Source organism: Fontisphaera persica, assembly GCF_024832785.1.
In the GTDB taxonomy this organism is placed as follows: domain Bacteria; phylum Verrucomicrobiota; class Verrucomicrobiia; order Limisphaerales; family Fontisphaeraceae; genus Fontisphaera; species Fontisphaera persica.
Genome location: NZ_CP116615.1, coordinates 571,465 through 590,747 on the forward strand (window position 1 = coordinate 571,465; position 19,283 = coordinate 590,747).

General features: G+C 60.1%; 16 protein-coding genes. 11 read left to right on the plus strand and 5 right to left on the minus strand.

Annotated features, from left to right (window positions below):
• Positions 1–1,314, minus strand: a complete 1,314-nt coding sequence (locus NXS98_RS02265) for a serine hydrolase domain-containing protein (RefSeq protein WP_283846845.1) — start codon at positions 1,312–1,314, stop codon at positions 1–3.
• Positions 1,315–1,385: 71 nt separating this feature from the next.
• Here NXS98_RS02265 and NXS98_RS02270 point away from each other — a divergent pair, with 71 nt between their 5' ends.
• Complete coding sequence (locus NXS98_RS02270; RefSeq protein WP_283846846.1) at positions 1,386–1,691, plus strand: FtsB family cell division protein; 306 nt, start codon at positions 1,386–1,388, stop codon at positions 1,689–1,691.
• 23 nt (positions 1,692–1,714) lie between these two features.
• On the opposite strand, the gene NXS98_RS02275 is transcribed toward NXS98_RS02270, so the two are convergent.
• Genes NXS98_RS02275 through NXS98_RS02285 form a run of 3 tightly spaced genes read right to left on the minus strand, consistent with a single transcriptional unit; the run spans position 1,715 to position 4,044 of the window.
• Positions 1,715–2,173: an SRPBCC family protein gene (locus NXS98_RS02275; protein WP_283846847.1), complete on the minus strand. Its 459-nt coding sequence runs from the start codon at positions 2,171–2,173 to the stop codon at positions 1,715–1,717.
• Positions 2,174–2,179: 6 nt separating this feature from the next.
• The gene (locus NXS98_RS02280; RefSeq protein WP_283846848.1) at positions 2,180–3,478 is read right to left on the minus strand and encodes a PQQ-binding-like beta-propeller repeat protein; all 1,299 of its coding nucleotides are present in this window, start codon (positions 3,476–3,478) and stop codon (positions 2,180–2,182) included.
• A 32-nt stretch (positions 3,479–3,510) separates the two neighbouring features.
• Positions 3,511–4,044 carry a MarR family winged helix-turn-helix transcriptional regulator gene (locus tag NXS98_RS02285; protein ID WP_283846849.1) on the minus strand — a complete coding sequence of 178 codons (534 nt, stop codon included), beginning with the start codon at positions 4,042–4,044 and terminating at the stop codon, positions 3,511–3,513.
• 68 nt (positions 4,045–4,112) lie between these two features.
• Here NXS98_RS02285 and NXS98_RS02290 point away from each other — a divergent pair, with 68 nt between their 5' ends.
• The 10 genes from NXS98_RS02290 (at position 4,113) to NXS98_RS02335 (ending at position 17,872) form a co-directional block, all read left to right on the plus strand.
• Positions 4,113–6,497 (plus strand): BamB-related PQQ repeat family beta-propellar protein, encoded by a 2,385-nt coding sequence (locus NXS98_RS02290; protein ID WP_283846850.1) that lies wholly within the window; start codon positions 4,113–4,115, stop codon positions 6,495–6,497.
• A gap of 268 nt (positions 6,498–6,765) precedes the next feature.
• Entirely contained in the window at positions 6,766–8,349 is a 1,584-nt protein-coding gene (locus NXS98_RS02295; RefSeq protein ID WP_283846851.1) for a BamB-related PQQ repeat family beta-propellar protein, read from the plus strand.
• A gap of 6 nt (positions 8,350–8,355) precedes the next feature.
• The gene (locus NXS98_RS02300; RefSeq protein ID WP_283846852.1) at positions 8,356–8,601 is read left to right on the plus strand and encodes a DUF3311 domain-containing protein; all 246 of its coding nucleotides are present in this window, start codon (positions 8,356–8,358) and stop codon (positions 8,599–8,601) included.
• Positions 8,598–10,268, plus strand: coding sequence for a sodium:solute symporter family protein (locus NXS98_RS02305; protein ID WP_283846853.1), 1,671 nt, complete (start codon positions 8,598–8,600; stop codon positions 10,266–10,268). Before NXS98_RS02300 ends, NXS98_RS02305 begins: the two co-directional genes overlap by 4 nt.
• A gap of 25 nt (positions 10,269–10,293) precedes the next feature.
• Positions 10,294–11,376, plus strand: coding sequence for a hypothetical protein (locus NXS98_RS02310; RefSeq protein ID WP_283846854.1), 1,083 nt, complete (start codon positions 10,294–10,296; stop codon positions 11,374–11,376).
• A 2-nt stretch (positions 11,377–11,378) separates the two neighbouring features.
• Positions 11,379–12,869 (plus strand): aldehyde dehydrogenase family protein, encoded by a 1,491-nt coding sequence (locus tag NXS98_RS02315; RefSeq protein WP_283846855.1) that lies wholly within the window; start codon positions 11,379–11,381, stop codon positions 12,867–12,869.
• Positions 12,869–14,047, plus strand: coding sequence for an iron-containing alcohol dehydrogenase (locus NXS98_RS02320; protein WP_283846856.1), 1,179 nt, complete (start codon positions 12,869–12,871; stop codon positions 14,045–14,047). The genes NXS98_RS02315 and NXS98_RS02320 overlap by 1 nt, the downstream gene beginning before the upstream one ends.
• Positions 14,048–14,117: 70 nt before the next feature.
• The gene (locus NXS98_RS02325; protein ID WP_283846857.1) at positions 14,118–15,374 is read left to right on the plus strand and encodes a BamB-related PQQ repeat family beta-propellar protein; all 1,257 of its coding nucleotides are present in this window, start codon (positions 14,118–14,120) and stop codon (positions 15,372–15,374) included.
• 243 nt (positions 15,375–15,617) lie between these two features.
• A complete protein-coding gene (locus NXS98_RS02330; protein ID WP_283846858.1) occupies positions 15,618–16,670 on the plus strand; it encodes a sugar phosphate isomerase/epimerase family protein in 1,053 nt (350 codons plus the stop codon).
• A gap of 56 nt (positions 16,671–16,726) precedes the next feature.
• Positions 16,727–17,872: a Gfo/Idh/MocA family protein gene (locus tag NXS98_RS02335; protein ID WP_283846859.1), complete on the plus strand. Its 1,146-nt coding sequence runs from the start codon at positions 16,727–16,729 to the stop codon at positions 17,870–17,872.
• Between the two features lie 121 nt (positions 17,873–17,993).
• Here the strand turns inward: NXS98_RS02335 and nifS are convergent, their stop codons facing one another.
• The gene (nifS, locus tag NXS98_RS02340; protein ID WP_283846860.1) at positions 17,994–19,244 is read right to left on the minus strand and encodes a cysteine desulfurase NifS; all 1,251 of its coding nucleotides are present in this window, start codon (positions 19,242–19,244) and stop codon (positions 17,994–17,996) included.
• Between the last annotated feature and the right edge of the window lie 39 nt (positions 19,245–19,283).

Here is a 19,283-nt window from a genome sequence, read left to right on the forward strand (position 1 = left end):
CTAGGACGAAGGGCGATAATAGCGCGGAAATTCGTCGCTTTCAGGCCACTCCTGGACATGGGCAGCGGCCAGGTGAAGAAGGCCGTCAATCTCGGTGTCGGGCAGTCCATTGGCTTCGCGACGTTGATTAAACAGGACGGCCCAAGCCATGCCATTGCTGAGGATGACCCAGAAGGTAAAGGTGCCCGGCAGGCTGCCGCTGTGCCAGATATTATGGCCGGGCGGGGTTTGGATGGGGCGGACCAGCCAACCACAGCCGTAATACATATCATTCAGGCGGCCGTGCGCATCGCGAGCCACCGGCGGCGCAGGGGGACGGACCAATTCCTGCCACATTTCGGCAGTGAGCAGGCTACCGCCATGGCCAGGCAGTGCGGCGGATAAACGCATCAAGTCCACCACGGACGCCAGCCAGCCGCCGTGGGCGTCCATGGCTTCCAGACAGAAAGACCCATAAGGCGCCGGAACGACAGAGGGCACTTCCTCAAAAACACTGGGGGCGGTACGATTGTCCGCCATGTAATAGTGCGCCTCGCCAGGGTGGGCATTGCGAAGTTGGGAGCGTCCCAGCCGCATGGAACGAATGCCCAGCGGCGTCAGCAGGTCGCGGCGCACCCAAGTTTCATAGGGGTGGCCGGTTACTGCTTCAATGATACGGCCCAGGACACAGTAGCCGAAATTGGAATAGGCATGGCGCGTGCCGGGATCAAAATCCAGGGGGCGGCCCATCATATAACGGATGATGTCGCGCGGGCCTGGCGGAGAGGGCACACCGCAGGCGCGCGCAATCGGATGGGACATGAACATGGGATCACCGCTCACGGCACGGTCCCAGCCGCCGGTGTGTTGAAGTAAATGGCGGATGGTGATGTGCTCGAGTCTGGGATCGCGCGTTTTGCCCGGCAGCGGGGCGAGTCCAAGGCGGTCAAAGGCCGGCTCATCCAGGGAAAGTCGCCTGGCCTGCGCCAACCGCAGAATGGCCAGCGCCGTGATGGGTTTGGAGAGACTGGCCAGGCGGAAAAGGGTGGTGGGTTGAACGGGGATTTGTTGTTCACGCTGGGCCCAGCCATAGCCCCGCGCATAAACCAGACGGCCGTGGCGCAAGATGGCCAGTGCCCCGCCGGGAATGTTGCGGGCGGCCATGAAATGTTCGAGGCACCGGTCAAAGGAGGGCAGGGGAGAGGGGCCGTTGCCTCGGGCCAAGGAGGGGAGGCAAAGGGCGGCAAACGTAGTGCGCAGGAAGGCGCGGCGTTTCATCCCGCAGCCGCAGGCGGAGGCTTTCGAGGAAGGGCGCGTGAGTGAGGACGCGGTCATGCAAAAAAATCAAAATAATAAAAAATTATATTTCCCTTTTCATAAAAAAGCATTAAAAAGAACGCAGCCCAATGAATGCTGGCGTTAACATTTGGGGCGCATTAACCCGCCTGATGATGTGGTTGTTTGTCCTGGCCGTAGGGGCCATGGTCGCCATCACTTATCATCCGTTGCTCAAACAAAATGAGCGGATGCGCGCGGTCATTTTCCAGTTGGACCAACAAATTCAGCAGGAAGAGGCCGAGCAAAAACGCATGCGCGCGGCGATTGAGGCCATGAGCAAGGACCCGGCGACGGTGGAACGGCTGGTGCGTGAGCGATTGGGCTATGCGCGACCCGGCGAAACGGTGATTCGCTTTGAGGAAACGACCCGTTAAGGGTCTTTCTGCTGCTTTTCATTTCAAACGGTTGCGGAGGACTGACCCAGAAACTGGGCGATGACCTGTTGGCGGTAGTCAAAGATTTTCTTCAAGTCATGTTTGACCCAGAGCGGTTGCAGCAGCCATCCGCCCCATAGAGCGTAGGTGACCTCATCTATCACTCGCGTGCCTTGGCCTTCCGCCACGAAGCGGTGTTCATGGCGCCAGAGACGGTAAGGCCCGCGGCGTTGTTCATCCACGAACCGATAAGGCGGCTCCCAGGCGGTAATCTCGCTCTGCCAGCGCAGGGGAATGCCATGCAATTTGAGCTGGTAATCAATTTTCAAGCCCACGCGCATGCTCAAATCCGTGGAAAGAATGGAAAAGTGCAGCCACGGCGGCGTGATGCGCTCCAGATTGCGGGCATCGGCGAAAAAGGGAAACACCTCGGCCAGGGGGCGTGGCAGGCTTTGTTCGACGTGCAGTTGATAGGTTTTCACCCCGGGTCAGCTTTTGCGCAAATCGTAGCAAAAGAGATATTCGTTGTGGCGCAAATAGAGGCGGCCTCCCACCACGACAGGGTGCGCCCACCCCGGCCCGCCCAGCCCCGGGCGACCCGGCAGATTAAATTTGCCGCGCAAGCGGTAGGCGGCCGGGTCCGCATCGAGGAGCACCACGGTATTATCTTCGTAGCGGAAAATCAGTTTTTTATCCACGCAAAGCACCGCCCCGCTGCGGCGTCCCAACTGGTTGGTGGACCACATGACTTTGCCGGTGGCCATTTCGAGGCAAATGGGGTTGCCGCCATTGTGCCCATGCGCTCCGAAGATATAGTCCCCCAATTTGAGAAAGCCGCCATGATGGCACTGAAAAACATTGGGGCCGAGCCAGTACACTTCTTCCGCCTTGAAAGTGTCACCGGTTTTAATGAGGCGCAGCAGGGCGCTGCCGGTGTTGTAGCCGGTGGAGACAAAAACGAAGTCGCCATCGGTGACCGGGGTGGGGATGTTGGCTGTGCCGTTGGCAATGCGCGGGTAATGCCATAACAGTTTGCCGCTTTGGGCATCCACGCCCACGGCGCCACGTCCCAGCAACGTGACGTATTGCCGCACGCCGCCGGCTTCGGAGATGACCACCGAGGCATAGGCGGCTGCGCCCAGATTGGCGCCGGCCGGTGGCGAGCATTTCCAGATAACTTCACCGGTCTTACGGTCCAGGGCCACCAGCGCCGCCTGCGGACCGCCGGGAGTGCAGATGAGTTTCTCCCCGTCCACCAGCGGCGATTCGCTGAATTTCCAGCCACTCATCATGCGTCCGCCAAAATCGGCGGCCAGGTTTTTGCGCCAGAGTTCTTTGCCCGTATTGGCCTCGGCGCAGACTAAGTCACCTTCGGTGCCCAAGGCATACACGCGCCCATCATGCACGGTGGGGGTGCAGCGCGAGCCGTCCTGGTGCGGCGGCCCCACCCGCAGTTTCCATGAGATTTGGCGGTTGTTCAAATCCAGTGCCAGCAGGAACTGCGAGCGCTGGCCTTCCTCGTCCATATCTCCCATGGTGTAGAGCCGCCCACCCACGATGGCCACACTGGAGTAACCGCGTCCCAGACCGCGCATCTCCCACAGCAACGGGGGGCCTTCCTCCGGCCAGGAGTCGGCGAGGCCGGTTTCGCGGGAGATGGCGTCGCGTTGGGGGCCGCGCCATTGGGGCCAGTCGGCGGCGGAAACCGGCCCAAGGTTGAACATTAAACCAAGGCCAGCCGCCAGAATGGCGGCGCGGTGCAGCGTGGGCGAGGCAGTTGTTTTCATTGCAGGCGTTGTAGGGGAGTTGGAAGGGAGCGTCAAACCATATCGTCCGGCATTTCTGGACTGACGGTGTGGGCTGGGCCACCGGCGCCAAGTGGCGACGTCAGGGCGCTGCGCCGGCAGGCATTGGCCACTTGTTCCAATTGGGCCAGGAAAGTTTCCCGCTCGTTCTGGGGCAGGCAGGATAATACTTCTGCCTGCAAGGCGAGGGCTACGCGGCGGGCTTTGAAGAACTGGCGGCGGCCCTCAGGCAGCAATCGCACCCGGCGCGCGCGGCGGTCTTCTTCTTCGGGATGTCTTTCAATCCAGCCACTGGCTTCCATGCGGCGGAGCAGTGAAGCAATGGTGTTGGGGTCGCTGCTCATGGCCTGCACAAGGTCCCCTTGGCGCATGCCCTGCCTGCCCCCCTCATACAACGTACGCAGGGCGGTGTATTGGTCAGGGGTCAGCCCCAGCACCGCGCAACGGCGGCGGAAGGCCTGGTTGAGACTAAACCACGCCCGGCGCAGCAGGATGGGCAGGCGCCGGGGCGGCGGCTTCGGCAATGGTTGCGGACGATTATTACGCACAGGTAATAATTATTTGCGGTTGTGCGCTTCGCAATACAATATTCAAAACTGAAATGGAGAATAGAAGTATGATTAATGCTGACCAGAGTGCCAACCGGCTCCGCCGGGAGCTGCGGCGGGACGCTTGGCCCTTGCTTTTTTTGGCCGGATTGATGGTGGCGGCGCCCTGTTTGCCCGCCGCCACCGGCTGGCTGGCCTGGCGCGGTCCGGAACAAACCGGGGTATCGCGTGAGACCGGCCTGCCGGAGAAGATTGTGTTGAATGGCGAGAATCATTTGTGGACGGCCGACTTTCCCGGCAAATCCACGCCGGTGCTTGCCGATGGGCGGCTGTACATCATGGGGTATCTGGGGGAAGGCCCCGATTTACAGGAGGGGGTGGCATGTTTTGATGCGGAGACCGGGCAAAAGCTGTGGCAACGGCTCTACAATGATTACCTGAGCGACACCATATATCTGCGTTATGCCACGGCCAGTCCGGCGGTGGACCCCGAGACAGGCAATATCTATTCCCAAGGCACGCAAGGATTGTTGAGTGCTTTCGATCGTGATGGGCGCGTGTTGTGGCAACATCATTTGATGGAGTTGTTTGGCCGGCTGACCTTCCCCAACAGCCGCACGGCCTCCCCTTTAATTGACGGGGAATTGGTCATTGTGCGGGGCATCACGGCCAACTGGGGCGCGCAGGGGCCGGGCGGTGACCGCATCTATGCCTTTGACAAGCGGACAGGTGAACCGGTGTGGGCCAGCAGTCCGGGCGGGCGTCCGATGGACAACTCGTTTTCGCATCCGGTCCTGGGTTGGTACAAGGGCTACCGCGTGCTCTACACGGCTTCAGGTGATGGAAGCGTGGTCTGTGTGAACGCGCGCACGGGCACGCCTTTCTGGCGCGTGCCGCTGTTCAAAGCCGGCATCAATGCCACGGTGTTGGTGCATAAAAATGACAAAGTGATTGCCGTTTTTGGCACGCCTTATGAGCTGGGGCAGATGGTGGCGCTGAAGATTCCTGACATGGACCCCGCCGACGCCACCGCCAACGGCGTCAAGGAGTATCAGCGTGCCGATTTGGAATTGTGGAGCGCCGACATCTCCTCGTCCACCAGCTCGCCCATCCTGGTGGGAGATACGGTGTACATCGTGGCGGAGAAGGGCGATTTGTGCAGTGTGGATGCCAACACGGGGACGATACACTGGAAACTGAAACTGGGCATCGAGCAGCGCAATTCCTGTCCCCTCTATGCTGACGGCAAACTTTACGTGCCCATTTTGGATGACCCGGCGGGGAAGACCGAAAGCCAGGGAGAGGCGGGGACCAAGGGCGCGTTTTACATTGTGCGGCCGGGACGCACGAATGCCGAAATCTTGACCCATCTGGAATTGGATGGCCGGTGCTTTGGTTCCCCAGCGGTCTATAAGGGCCGCGTCTATGTTCAGACCGCCAGCAAGCTCTACTGCTTTGGCCCCAAACAGCCTGCCACCTTGCCTCCACCGCCCGCGGAGCCAGCCTGGCCAGCGCCAGGGCCGGCGGCGCAACTGCAAATCATTCCCAATGAAGTGCTGCTGCTGCCTGGTGAAACCAAGTCATTTCGGGTGCGGGCGCTGGATGCCAAGGGCTTTGTGGTGCAGGAGCGGGTGGATTCAAAGTTGGTGAAATGGGCGCATTATGTGCCGCCGACAGCGTTGGTGCGGGCGACGCTGAACGCCACTTTCGACAGTGAGGGACGACTGGTGGCCGCGCCGACCAATACCACCAGTGCGGGCGCCTTTCAGGCTGAGTGGAATGGGCTGAAGGGCTATGCGCGCGGACGTATTTTGGCCCGCCTGCCCATGTTTGAGGATTTTGAAAGTTTCAGCCTGAACTACACCACCACCAACACCATGGAGCCGCCCACGCCGTTTGCCTATCCGCCGCTGCCCTGGATTGGCGCGCGCACCAAATTTGAAGTGCGCGAAAAGGACGGCAACAAGGCGCTGGTGAAAACCATTGATAACAAGTTCTTCCAGCGCGCCTTTGTGTTCATCGGGCGGCCGGACATGCGGAATTACACCATCGAGGCCGATGTCATGAGCGAGGGCAACCGGCGCAAAATGTCGGATGTGGGCGTCATTGCGCAGCGTTATCTGATAGTGCTCAAAGGCAATGAGCAAAAAATTGAAATCAACTCCAACTTGGAACGTTTGCGTGTGCCGCCCACCGGCAGCCCGCCCAACTTTGCGTGGTCTGCCAACACCTGGTACCGGCTCAAAGCGCGCGTGGACAACCTGCCGGACGGCAGTGGCATTGTCCGTGCCAAGGCATGGAAACGCGGGGACCCGGAGCCGGAGGCCTGGACGCTGGAGGCCCGCCACGCCACGGCGCACACCGCCGGTTCGCCGGGGCTGTATGGTTTCTCTCCCCAGGAAATGCGGGTGTACATAGACAATGTGCGCGTGACCCCCACGGAGGGGAAGTGAGCCGTGGCAGGGCGGAGATGCTTGAGCACAATGGCTCAACATCAGTAATCCGTATGCGGCAATACGCCAAAACTCCGATTTCAGGGTGCGACCGATGGGTAGAAGAAGCTGGCGCGAAGTCAGCCCCCGGGCGGGCAGCGCTGGTGGCCCTTCGCATCGCCTGTCCCGCCTGGCAGCCGGGCCTGGGAGGGACCGGGTTGGGCGGTAGGTGTGCGCTGTTACCGGTTTTTCGTCATCACAAATGGCATTAATGAAGTTTTAATTTCCCATGAGAACAAAGAATCGCAATCAATCGAAGTACCGGACGCTCGGGCTGGGGCTTTTGCTGGTGGCAAGTGCTGCCTTGGCCCAGAAACCCGCGGATTGGCCACAGTGGGGGGGCCATGACCCGGGGCGCAATATGTACTCGGCCGCCACCGGGTTGCCGGACGTGGTGCATCCGGGCAAAGCCCCGGAAAAGAACGACTATTCCGGCGCAAAAAACCTGAAGTGGGCCGTGCGGCTGGGGACCCAAAGTTACGGCAACCCGACCATTGCCAATGGGCGGGTGTTTGTGGGCACCAACAACGATGAGCCGCGCGATCCGCAACACAAGGGCGATCGCAGCATCCTCATGGTGTTCGATGAAAAGAACGGCGATTTTTTATGGCAACTGGTGGTTCCCAAACTGGCTTCCGGCAAGGTCAACGACTGGGAGAGCCTGGGGTTGCTCAGCTCGCCCACGGTGCAGGGCAACCGGGTCTATGTCACCACCACCCGATGCGAGATCATGTGTCTGGATGTGGAGGGGCTGGCCAATGGCAATGACGGCCCTTATCAGGACGAAGCGCAGTATGTGGTGGGCCCCGGCAAACCCAAAGCGACGCTGGGCCCGAAAGACGCGGACATCATCTGGGTCTTCGACATGATGGATGAGCTGGGGGTGTTTCCGCACAACGGCTCGAATTCCTCGCTGTTGATTGTGGATGACCTGGTGTTTGGCTGCACTTCCAATGGTCAGGATTGGACGCACTCGAATGTGCCGTCGCCGCTGGCGCCCAGCCTGGTGGCGGTCAACAAAATTACGGGCAAGCTGGCGGGGGAGGATGTGGAGAAAATCGGCACCCGGCTCTTCCACGGGCAGTGGAGCTCGCCTTCAGCGGGCAAGGTGGGTGACCGCACCCTGGTGTTTTTTGGCGGGGGCGACGGCATCTGCTATGCCTTTGATGCGAAGCCGCGAAAGGACGGCGAGGATTACCTGCTGGAGCTGGTGTGGAAGTTCGATTGCAATCCGCCGGAATACAAGATGAAGGATGGCAAGCCAATCAAGTATCCGGATGCCGATGGTCCCAGTGAAATCAATGCTACGCCGGTCTTTTACAAGAATCGGGTCTATGTGGCCATTGGGCAGGACCCTGAGCATGGCGAGGGGGTGGGGCGGCTGGTTTGTATTGATGCCACCAAGTCAGGGGACCTTACTCAGAGCGGTCTTATTTGGGATTATAAAGGGATTCACCGCAGCATTTCCACCGTCTCCATTGACCCCAAGACCGGCCTGTTATTTGTGGCCGATTTCAGCGGCCTGCTGCACTGCCTGGATGCGGAGACCGGCAAGCTGCACTGGACCCATGATGTGAAGGCGCACGTGTGGGGTTCCACCATGTTGGCGGATGGGAAAGTGTATTTGGGCGACGAAGACGGCGATTTGCTCATCATGGCGGCGGACAAGGAAAAGAAAATCATCAGCGAGGTGAATCTGGGGGCCCCCATCTACAGCACGCCCGTGGTGGCCAACGGGGTGTTGTATGTGGCCACGCAGACGCATTTGTTTGCTTTTGAACGTCAGAACAACGTCGCCAGCCGCACTGAATAAAATCCCATGCGCAAAAAAATACTCCTGGCAGCGTTCCTGGTGGTGGTGTACCTGCTGCACCAGGATTTTTGGAATTGGCGGAAAATTGAGCCATTGATTTTTGGCTTTTTGCCCATTGGACTGGCATATCACGCGGGCTATTCCATTTTGGCGTCCATCACCATGGCGGTGCTGGTCAAGTTTGCCTGGCCGGCCGAGCTGGATAAAACCGAGAGTGAGCTGCAGCACGGCAAGGAGGGCCAGGAATCATGAATCCCGCCATCATTGTTTTCATCTACCTTGCCATAGTGCTGTATATTGGCATTTTTGCCTTCCGCAAAGGCAAGCAATCGGGTGAGGATTACTTTCTGGCCAGCCGCTCCCTGGGGACGTGGGTGTTTCTGCTGTCGTTGTTTGGCACGAACATGACCGCGTTTGCCATCCTCGGCAGCTCGGGTCTGGCTTATCAACGGGGTATCGGCGTATATGGCTTGATGGCGTCTGCTTCGGGTTTCGTCATCCCGCTCACCATCTTCTTCATCGGGACCCGTTTGTGGGCGCTGGGCAAGAAGTACGGGCACATGACGCAGGTGCAATACTTTCGGGACCGGTGGGAATGTGGACATATCGGCACGGCCATCTTTGCCCTGACTGCCGCCATGCTGGTGCCCTACATCATCATTGGCGTGATGGGCGGCGGGCAGACTCTGGAGGCCATCAGCACGGTGATGGGGCCGGATAAAAAACCGGTGATGGTGGAGGTGATGCGCGGTGGGCAAACGGTGCTGGAGCCCAAACACCTGGTCAGCTATGAGGTGGGGGGCGCCATTGTGGCGCTGGTCGTGATGAGTTACGTCTTCTTCGGCGGGATGCGCGGCACGGCCTGGGTGAACACGTTTCAGACGGTGATGTTCCTGTGCTTTGGCACGCTCGCCTTCATTTTGATTGGCCGGAATCTGGGTGGTTTTGAGCAGCTCATCCAAGGGCTGGCGGCCAATCCGAAGACAGCGCCGTTGCTGACCCGCGAGCGCATTCCGGTGGAGGAGTTTTTCAGTTACACCTTCATTCCGCTTTCCTCAATCATGTTTCCACACATTGCCATCATGTGCATGACGGCGAAGAAGGCTGCCTCCTTCAAGCGCACGGTCATTTTTTACCCCATCTGCATCATGCTCATCTGGCTGCCCAGCGTATTCCTGGGGGTGGTGGCGGCCGGCCAGTTCCCCGGGCTCAAGCCGGGCGAGAGCGATGATGTGATTTTGCGCCTGTTGTCGGCCAACACCTCGCTGGCGCTTTCGGGTTTGCTGGGGGCTGCCATCATGGCCTGCGTGATGGCCTCGGACAGCCAAATTCTGGCGCTGTGCACGATGTTCACGGAGGATGTCTTTGCCTATTACGGCGGCAAGGAGCGCTTCGGCGACAAGGTGCAGGTGTGGACGGGCCGGGCCTTTGTGGTGGCGGTTACGGTGGTGGCCTACTTGATTGCCATCGAGTTGAAGGACAAGGCCGGCATTTTTGAACTGGCGATTCGGTTTGCCTTTTCCGGCTTTGCCGCGCTGGCGCCGGTGATGCTGGCGGCGCTGTTCTGGAAGCGCAGCACCAAGTGGGGCGCGCTGGCCTCGGTGGTGTGGGTGGCCGCTTCCATGGTGGGCACCTATTGGCTGTTTGAATACAGCATTGATATAGCTCCCAAGGCCGGCCAGCCGCCGGTGCCCATTTTCCCCGAATTGGGCAATCTGTTCTTGCGCACGCCGGGCAATGTGACGATTTACGGCTATTTGCCGGTAATGTTCATGGTGTTGGGCTCGGCGGTGATGATGGTGGTGTTCTCGCTGCTGACCCGCCCGCCTTCGGCGGCCACGTTGAATAAATATTTCCCTCCCCAACAGGCGGCGCCGGTCAACCAACCGGCCCAGGCGCAACTCGCGCCGGTGGCCTGAAGATTTAATCACCCACTAATCAGACATGAGCAACGTAACTGCAGACGAAATCGCCCGGGCGCAGGCGGCGCTGGACGCGCACACGCGCCAGATGATTGAATGGCATTTTTCCCCCGAAACCGGCTGTCCTTTCTGGCTGGAATGGGCCCGGCAGGCGGGATGGGATCCGCGGCAGGAAGTGCATTCCTTTGCGGATTTAATCGCGCGGTTCCCGCATTTTCAGGATGAATGGCTGCGGGATCAGCAGCCGGAGGTTTGGGTGCCGGCCGCCTATCGGGGGCGTCCCTATAACATCTTTGAAACGGGGGGCACCACCGGCATGCCCAAACAGCGCATCGGGTGGGACGACTACAAAATTGATTATGAAGAGTTCAGTGGAAAAATATCGGACGAGCATTTTCCCCGTGGCGGCGCATGGCTGATGGTGGGCCCCACGGGCCCGCGGCGGCTGCGGCTGGCGATTGAACATCTGGCCAATTATCGGGGCAGCCCGTGCTATTTCGTGGACCTGGACCCGCGCTGGGTGAAACGGGTAATTGCGCAGAAACAATTTGAAGTAGCCCGCGCCTACATGGAGCATGTGGTGGAGCAGGCCGTGGTGTTGATGAAACATCGTCGCATCAGCGCGCTGTTTACCACCCCCAAGTTGTTGGAGGCCCTGGGGGAAAAAATCAACCTCTGGGAGGCTGGTATTCGTGGCGTGTTTTGCGGGGGCACGTCCATGCCCCCGCAGCAGGTGCGGTTTTTGATTGAGGAAGTGCTGGAAAACCGCATCGGATTTTATCCCACTTATGGCAATACGCTCATGGGATTGGCGGCCAGCGTGCCCTTGACCCCTGAAGACCATTACTCCATTACCTATTACGCGCCGCAGCCGCGGGCCGTCTTGCGGGTGGTGGACCCGGAAAACACCTCGCAACTGGTGCCTTATGGACAGTGGGGCCGGGTGGAGCTGACCACCATGACCAAAGAGTTTTTCATGCCGCGCTTTCTGGAGCGCGATGAAGCCCTGCGGCGGCCGCCGCGCGCGCCTTATGCCTGGGATGGGGTGGCCGAGGTACGCCCGTTTGGCGCCATGCAAAAGCAAATCGTGGAGGGGGTGTATTAAAGATGAACGCGCCCAAGATGCATGAGGTGCCCCATCTGCCTTGTCTGCGGTGGGGACGCCCCTACGGGAGCCTGGAGTTTAATGAGGTGAGAGATTGCCGCAGCGGTGCGGTGTGCGCAGAAGTGAGCGCGGTCAACGCCGGGCTGTTGCGCAAGGACCTTAAACGCGCCGCCGAGGGGCGGGCGGCCTTGCGGCGTCTGAGCACGGCGCAGTTGGTGGACATCTGCGCCCGGGCCGGCGAGGCCTTTTTGCATGGCACACTTCCCCTCGGGGACCGTGGCCATCAGCAGTCGTCGGAGGATTACGTGGTGACGCTGAGCGCCACCAGCGGCCTGCCGTATATGCTGGTGCGCCGCAACATGCAGCGGATTCATCAGGCGCTGTCCCGCATGGGTGAGATTCTCAACGGCCTGACCCGTGGATTGCCCGCGGAAGTACTGGACCGCGGTTGGGGCAGGGTCAGCGGCGCCATGTGCGCTTTTCATGCGGTGACGGAAGTGCTTGGGGTGGTCATGCCCAGCAATTCGCCCGCGGTCAACAGCCTGTGGCTGCCGGCCATTGCCCTTAAAATCCCTGTGCTCATCAAACCGGGGCGCGAAGAACCATGGACCCCTTACCGCTTGATTCAGGCCTTTCTGGCGGCCGGGGCGCCGGCAGAAGCCTTTGGTTTTTATCCCACCGATCATGAGGGCACAGCCGAAATATTGCGCGCTTGCGCCCGTGTGTTGTTGTTTGGGGACCAGAATACCACCCGCCCGTATGCCAACGACCCCCGCATTCAAATCCACGGTCCTGGTTACAGCAAAATCCTGTTGGGCGAGGATGAAGTGGATTGCTGGCCGCAGTACCTGGACTTGATGACCGCCAGCATTGCCGACAATGGCGGGCGCTCGTGCATCAACGCCAGTGCCATCGTGACGCCGCGCCACGGAGACAAAATCGCAGCGGCTTTGGCCGAACGCCTGGCCACCATCGGCCCGGCGCCACCGGAAGATGAACTGGCGCGGTTGTCAGCTTTTGCCAACCCCAAAATGGCGGAGGCCATTGACGCGGCGATTGAGGAGGGCCTGAAGACTCCAGGGGCGGTGGACGTGACCGCTTCCAAGCGGCCGGGACCGCGCCTGGTGCGGCAGGGGGGGGCGGTATATTTGCGGCCCACGATTGTGCGCTGTGAAACGTTCCAGCATCCCCTGGCCAACCGGGAATTTCTGTTCCCCTATGCCAGCGTGGTGGAGGTGCCGCAGGCGGACATGCTAAACCAAATTGGCCCATCGCTGGTGGTCACGGCCATTACCCGGGACGCGGCTTTTCGACAGGCCCTCCTGGACTCGCCGTTGATTGAGCGCTTGAATCTGGGGGCCATTCCCACCACCCGCATTGCCTGGGACCAGCCCCACGAGGGCAATTTGTTTGAGTTCCTGTACCGGCGGCGCGCGTTGGAGATTGAGGAAAGCCCGGCGGGCGGCGTGGCCGTCATGGGAGGCTGTGCCTGATGGCCAACCCTTGGCAGGAACTCGCCGACCGGCTGGCTTTCGATTACCAGCCGCGCACGCGCATGATTTGCGGCAACGGTTGTGTGGCCCGCGCCGGCGAGGTGGTGCGGGGCCTGCCGGCCACGCGAGTGCTTTTAGTGACCGACCCCGGGGTGGCCGCGGCGGGGCATGCCAGTCGTCTGCAAGACATCTTGCAGGCTGCGGGGGTGGAGGTGTTGCGGTTTGATGAGGTGCGGCCGAATCCCACCACCCGCTGTGTGGATGCCTGCGTGGAAGTGGCGCGCGCCGGGCGCATAGAGGCATTTGTGGCGTTGGGCGGCGGGAGTGCGATGGACACGGCCAAGGGCGCCAATTTCCTGCTCACCAATGGCGGCCGGATGCAGGACTATTGGGGGGTGGGCAAAGCTTCCAAACCAATGTTGCCCCTGGTGGCCATTCCCACCACGGCCGGCACTGGCAGTGAAATGCAATGCGCCGCCTTGATTGCGGACGAGCACACGCATCAAAAAATGGCCTGCCTGGACCCCAAAGCCGCCGCGCGGGCAGCATTGCTGGACCCGGAACTGACCCTGTCGCAACCGGACCGCGTCACGGCCTGCACGGGATTGGATGCCATTTCCCACGCGGTGGAAACCAGCGTGACCCGCTCGCGCAATGCCATTTCGCAGCTATACGCGCGGGAGGCCTTCCGGCTGGCCTCGCAAGCATTTCCCCGGGTGCTCCGGCAGCCAAAGGACCTGAGTGCGCGAGGCGCCATGTTGCTGGCCGCGGCCTTTGCCGGCACGGCGATTGAAAACAGCATGCTGGGCGCGGCCCATGCGGCGGCCAACCCGCTGACGGCTCACTTTGACCTGACGCATGGCCACGCGGTGGCCTTGATGCTGCCACACGTGGTGCGCTTTAACGCAGCGGATACGGCCGCCCGCGAGGCCTATAACGAATTAAGCCGGCTGGCTGGAACAGGGGACGGCGCGGAAACGCTGGCGCAAACGTTGGAGCACTGGCGCGCCATGTCCGGACTGGTCTGCCTGGCCAGGGCCTGCCCGCAGGCTGAGGGGGCACTGGACATGCTGGCCGCGGAGGCGGCCCGCCAATGGACGGCCCAGTTCAATCCCCGGCCGTTGAGGGTGGATGATTTTGCAGGGCTTTACCGGCAGGCGCTGGCTGTGGAAAGTTAAAATATGCGCCAAAAATGAATGACAACGGGACTGGGCCGGTCTAACTATTGGCAACGATATTTTAATGTTTATGAAAAAATCTGGCACAACGACCTCGCTGGTTGCTCTGGTGGTTCTAGGGTTGATTACCTCGCTGGCTCAGGCGGCGGACTGGCCTCAATGGCGCGGCCCCAATCGCGATGGCCTTTCTCCCGATACCGGCCTGCTCAAGGAATGGCCGGCGGCTGGCCCGCCACTGGCCTGGAAGGCCACCGGTCTGGGCGAAGGGTATGGCACGGTGGCCATTGTGGGCCAGCGCATTTACGTGCAGGGCGACAAGGGCGACAAAACTTACCTGCATGCCCTGAATCGCGCTGACGGCAAGTTGCTGTGGAGCACTCCCTTTGGAAAATCGGGCGCGCCTGGCTGGGGTGGTTTTGCGGGGCCGCGCTGCACGCCGACGGTGGACGGCAACCTGGTGTTTGTGGTGGCGCAATTTGGGGAAATTGCCTGTATGGATGCAGCAACGGGCAATATTCTCTGGCAAAAGGATTATGAGAAGGACTTTCAGGGGGTGCGCCCGGAATGGGGCTTTGCCGCCTCGCCGCTGGTGGATGGCGAGCGGGTGGTGTTCGCGCCCGGCGGCAGCATGGGCAATATCGTGGCCCTGAACAAGAAGACGGGCGATTTGGTCTGGCGGAGCAAGGATTACGCGGATGAACATCATTATGCCTCGCTGATGCCGGTGGAAATCGGAGGGGTACGCCAGTATTTGCAACTGACGGCGCGGAGCATTGCCGGCCTGGCGGCGGCTGATGGCGCGCTTTTGTGGCGGGCGGACCGGCGTGGGGCCACGGCGGTGATTCCGGACCCCGTTTATTATGACGGTCATGTTTATGTGACCTCCGGTTACGGCATCGGCTGCAACCTTTTCAAGGTCACCGCGGTTGGCGGCAAGTTCTCCGCGGAGCAGGTCTGGGCCAACAAGGTCATGGTAAATCACCACGGCGGCGTGGTGCGGCTGGGCGAGTTCATTTATGGTTTTTCGGATGGCAAAGGCTGGACCTGCCAGAACTTCAAGACGGGCGAAGCCACATGGCAGGAAAAAGAGTTTGGCAAAGGCTGCCTGGTGTATGCTGACGGTCATCTGATTATTCGCGAGGAGCGCAAGAGCAAGGGGCTGGTGGCGTTGATTGAAGCGAATCCTCAGACCTACAAGGTGAAAGGCAAATTCACGCCGCCGGACCAAAGCGGGAAGGATAATTGGCCCCATCCCGTGGTGTTGGATGGCAAGCTGTACCTGCGCGATCAGGATGTGCTCCTGTGTTACGACGTGAAGGCGAAGTAACGCCCGCGCACAGCGTATAGAGGCTCCGGCTTGAAGTGTCTGGCTCTGGCGGGCCAGACACTTCGTTTTTGGGTGTGCCTTTTTTCTCGAAATTGGGGCTGGACCGCCGCATTTTGCCGTTGCCATGCGCGCGGGGCTTGGGCATCCTCTGGCGCAGCAAGCACACAGCAAACGCATGGAACACCGAGCGTGCAACCGCATGTTTCTGGTCAACGTCAATCTTTTTGACGCAAGGGAGAACTTATGAGCGAACACATTAACAATTACCCCAAACTGCACAATGCCATGTGGCCGGGCCTGGTGGGCAAAGGCAGCCCCGGTGCCGAGCCGTGCATTGACCTGGACACCATGTTGAACCTTACCGCCCAGGCGGAGGTGGACGGTATCAAGTTTGACGGCGTGGACATTTTCCTGTTTGAGCCGCACATCAACATTGATTCCAGTGATGATGACCTGAAGCGCATTGCGGAGAAAATTGCCGCCAAAGGCCTGGTGGTGGGCTCGGTGGTGGCGCCCATCTGGCCGCCCACAGGCGGCGGCTCGGCCATGGGCAGCGAGGAGGAGCGGAAAAAATTTGTGGGTCAGGTGGCCAAGGGCTGCCGCATTGCCGCCAAATTCCGCGAGCTGGGCATTCGGCCCTACGGCGTGGTGCGGATTGATTCGGCCTGCGGGGTGACCGAGTGGGACAAAGACCCCAAAGGCAACACGAAGAAAATCATCGCCACGTTCAAGGAGGCGGCCAAGGTGGCACGCGATTACGGCGAACGCCTGGCGGCGGAGGGTGAGATTTGCTGGGGGGGCATGCACAGTTGGAAGTACATGTTGCAGGTGCTGGAAGGGGTGAACATGCCCAAGTACCTGGGCTTCCAGGCCGACATGGCGCATACGCTTTTGTATGTGCTCGGCTACAACGCGCCGGAGCACCGCCTGGTCCCGGCCAACTTCCGGTGGGAGCCCGAGGTGTTCCACAAGGCCATGAAAAAGCTCACCAAAGCCCTGCGGCCCTGGACGATTGATTTTCACGTGGCCCAGAATGACGCCACCGTGAAAGGCTCCGGCGAGCATGAGAAAACCGGCAAACACTGCATGGCCACTGACCCCAATGGCAAGCTGAACATTGCCCGGGACGCCGGATACTGGATGCGGGATGAGCAGGGCCGGGTCACCAAAAAATTCAAGCACATTTGCTGGGACGGTTGCATGTTCCCCAACGAGGTGATGATGCGCCAGCAAACGTGGAATGACATTCTGGCTGCCATGATTCAGGTGCGCGACAATCACGGTTGGAAGGCCTGAGTCTGCGGGCGGCGAAACAAGGCAAGCGATTGAAGAACCATCAAACCTGAAGCAATATGAAACCACTGAATGTAGCAGTCATTGGCTGCGGCTTCATGGGCCGCGCCCACACGAATGCCCACCGCAAGGTCTGGAACTTTTTCGATGTTCCCTACCGGCCGGTGCTCAAGGTCATTTGTGATGTCAACGAGGAGCGGGCGAAGAAATTCGCCGAACGCTGGGGCTTTGAGGGCTATGAAACGGATTACCGCAAGGTCATGCAACGCGATGACATTGACCTGGTGGACATCTGCCTGCCCAACAACTTCCACGCCGAGGTGGCCATCGCCGCCGCCAAGGCCGGCAAGATGATTATTTGTGAAAAGCCGCTGGCGCGCGACGGCAAGGAAGCCCTCGCCATGGTGAAGGCGGTGGAGAAAGCTGGGGTTCCCAACTTTGTCTCTTTCAATTACCGCCGCATTCCGGCGGTGACGCTGGCCAAGCAATTGATTGAGGAAGGACGGTTGGGGCGCATTTTCCATTATCGCGCCAAATTCCTGCAGGATTGGACGATTTCCAAGGACGTGCCGCAGGGCGGTGACGCGCTCTGGCGTTTGGACGTCAAGGCCGCGGGCAGCGGCGTGACCGGTGACCTGCTGGCGCACTGCATTGACACGGCGTTATGGCTGAATGGGAGCATTGAAAAGGTCAACGCGATGACCGAAACCTTCGTAAAGGAGCGCCTGCATCAATTGACGGGCAAGGTGGAGAAGGTGGGCATTGATGATGCCTGCGCCTTCCTGGCCCGCTTCAGCAACGGCTCGCTGGCCACGTTTGAGAGCACACGCTATGCCCGTGGGCACAAGGCGCTCTACACCTTCGAGATTAACGGTGAACATGCCTCCATTGCGTGGGATTTGCATGATGCGCATCGCCTGCAATGGTTTGACCATCGGGACCAGGGCAAGGTGCGCGGCTGGCGCAGCATCCATGTCACGGACCATGGCGGCGACCATCCCTACATGGACAAATGGTGGGTGCCGGGGCTGATGATTGGCTTCGAGCACAGCTTCGTCCATCAACTCAATGATTTCTTGGTGGGCGTGGCCAGCGGTAAACCCGCCAGCCCCACCTTCAAAGAGGCGCTCGAAACCCAATATGTTTGCGACGCCGTCTTGAAGTCGGCCAAGACCGGCCGCTGGGAAAAAGTCAAGAAGGTGTAGTTGGGGCCGGCGCCGTTGGCGGCGCGGCGGCCAAAATAAAAGAGGCATCCACTCTTAAAGGGTGGATGCCCTTTTATAATCAAAGCCAGGCGGCGGGGGGGGGGAACCTGGTTGCCCCAAATCAGCTTTCCTTGGACATGGCCTCCGCCAAATCCTGCTCGTGTTTCACCCGGGCGGCTTCCACGTCGTAATTAACATTGTCCGGGTGGTCCGGGTTCAGCGGTGAGATGTCGCGCAGTTTCTTGATGATGCCGGGCAGATGGCGCAGGAGGTAGTCCACATCCTCCTCGGTATTGTAGATGCCCAGACTGAAGCGCACGCTGCCGCGGGCGCGCATGGGGGAAAGCCCCATGGCCATCAACACATGGGAGGGGTCCAGGGAGCCGGTGGTGCAGGCTGAGCCGCTGGAAGCGCAGATGTTGACCTGGTCCAGCAACAGCAACACGGCTTCGGCTTCCACAAAATCAAAGGCGATGTTACAGGTGTTGGGCAGGCGCGGTTCCCTGGCGCCGTTGCGGAAGGTGTGCGGAATGGTGGTCAGAATGGTGTTTTCCAACCGGTCGCGCAAGGCGCGCACGCGCGTATTCTCCTCCTGCAAACGCTCCATCGCCAGTTCGGCGGCCCGGCCAAAGCCAATGATGCTGGCCACATTTTCGGTGCCGCCGCGGCGGCCGCGTTCCTGGTGGCCGCCGATGATGTAAGGTTGGAATTTGGTGCGCCGTTTTACATACAACATGCCCACCCCTTTGGGCGCGTGCAGTTTGTGCGCGGAAAGGGAGAGAAAGTCCACGCCCAGGTCACGGACATCCAGCTTCAATTTGCCGGGGACTTGAACCGCATCCGTATGGCAGAGAACCCCTTTGGCTTTGCAAATGGCGGCAATTTCCTTGATGGGGAAGACCACGCCCGTCTCGTTGTTGGCGTACATGACACTAACCATCGCCGTGTCCGGACGAATGGCGCGCTCCACTTCCTTCAAATCCAGCAACCCCTCCGAATCCACCGGCAGATAGGTGACCTCGTAGCCTTGTTTTTGCAGGTATTCGCCGTAATTGATGTTGGCCGAATGCTCCACGGCCGTGGTGACGAGGTGGCGTTTATTGGGCTGGGTGGCCAGCGCGCTGTGAATGGCCGCATTGTTGCTTTCCGTGCCGCAACTGGTGAACACCACTTCCTTGGGGTCGGCGTTGATTAACGCCGCCACTTTCTCCCGGGCCTTCTCCACCCCCTTGTGAATTTCATTGGCAAATTTATACGCACTGCTGGGATTGCCCCATAAATCCCGCAAATAAGGCAACATCGCCTCAATGACCTCCGGGGCCACCTGAGTGGTGGCATTGTTGTCAAAGTAATAAAACTTTTTCTCGCTCATACTGCCGTGTTCCTCGGTTCCCGTGATTTAACAAGACCA

Bases quoted from the DNA above. Each gene is read 5' to 3' on its own strand.
- NXS98_RS02265 (WP_283846845.1), bottom strand. From the start codon at position 1,314: ATGACCGCGTCCTCACTCACGCGCCCTTCCTCGAAAGCCTCCGCCTGC.
- NXS98_RS02270 (WP_283846846.1), top strand. From the start codon at position 1,386: ATGAATGCTGGCGTTAACATTTGGGGCGCATTAACCCGCCTGATGATG.
- NXS98_RS02280 (WP_283846848.1), bottom strand. From the start codon at position 3,478: ATGAAAACAACTGCCTCGCCCACGCTGCACCGCGCCGCCATTCTGGCG.
- NXS98_RS02290 (WP_283846850.1), top strand. From the start codon at position 4,113: ATGATTAATGCTGACCAGAGTGCCAACCGGCTCCGCCGGGAGCTGCGG.
- NXS98_RS02295 (WP_283846851.1), top strand. From the start codon at position 6,766: ATGAGAACAAAGAATCGCAATCAATCGAAGTACCGGACGCTCGGGCTG.
- NXS98_RS02300 (WP_283846852.1), top strand. From the start codon at position 8,356: ATGCGCAAAAAAATACTCCTGGCAGCGTTCCTGGTGGTGGTGTACCTG.
- NXS98_RS02305 (WP_283846853.1), top strand. From the start codon at position 8,598: ATGAATCCCGCCATCATTGTTTTCATCTACCTTGCCATAGTGCTGTAT.
- NXS98_RS02310 (WP_283846854.1), top strand. From the start codon at position 10,294: ATGAGCAACGTAACTGCAGACGAAATCGCCCGGGCGCAGGCGGCGCTG.
- NXS98_RS02315 (WP_283846855.1), top strand. From the start codon at position 11,379: ATGAACGCGCCCAAGATGCATGAGGTGCCCCATCTGCCTTGTCTGCGG.
- NXS98_RS02320 (WP_283846856.1), top strand. From the start codon at position 12,869: ATGGCCAACCCTTGGCAGGAACTCGCCGACCGGCTGGCTTTCGATTAC.
- NXS98_RS02325 (WP_283846857.1), top strand. From the start codon at position 14,118: ATGAAAAAATCTGGCACAACGACCTCGCTGGTTGCTCTGGTGGTTCTA.
- NXS98_RS02330 (WP_283846858.1), top strand. From the start codon at position 15,618: ATGAGCGAACACATTAACAATTACCCCAAACTGCACAATGCCATGTGG.
- NXS98_RS02335 (WP_283846859.1), top strand. From the start codon at position 16,727: ATGAAACCACTGAATGTAGCAGTCATTGGCTGCGGCTTCATGGGCCGC.
- nifS (WP_283846860.1), bottom strand. From the start codon at position 19,244: ATGAGCGAGAAAAAGTTTTATTACTTTGACAACAATGCCACCACTCAG.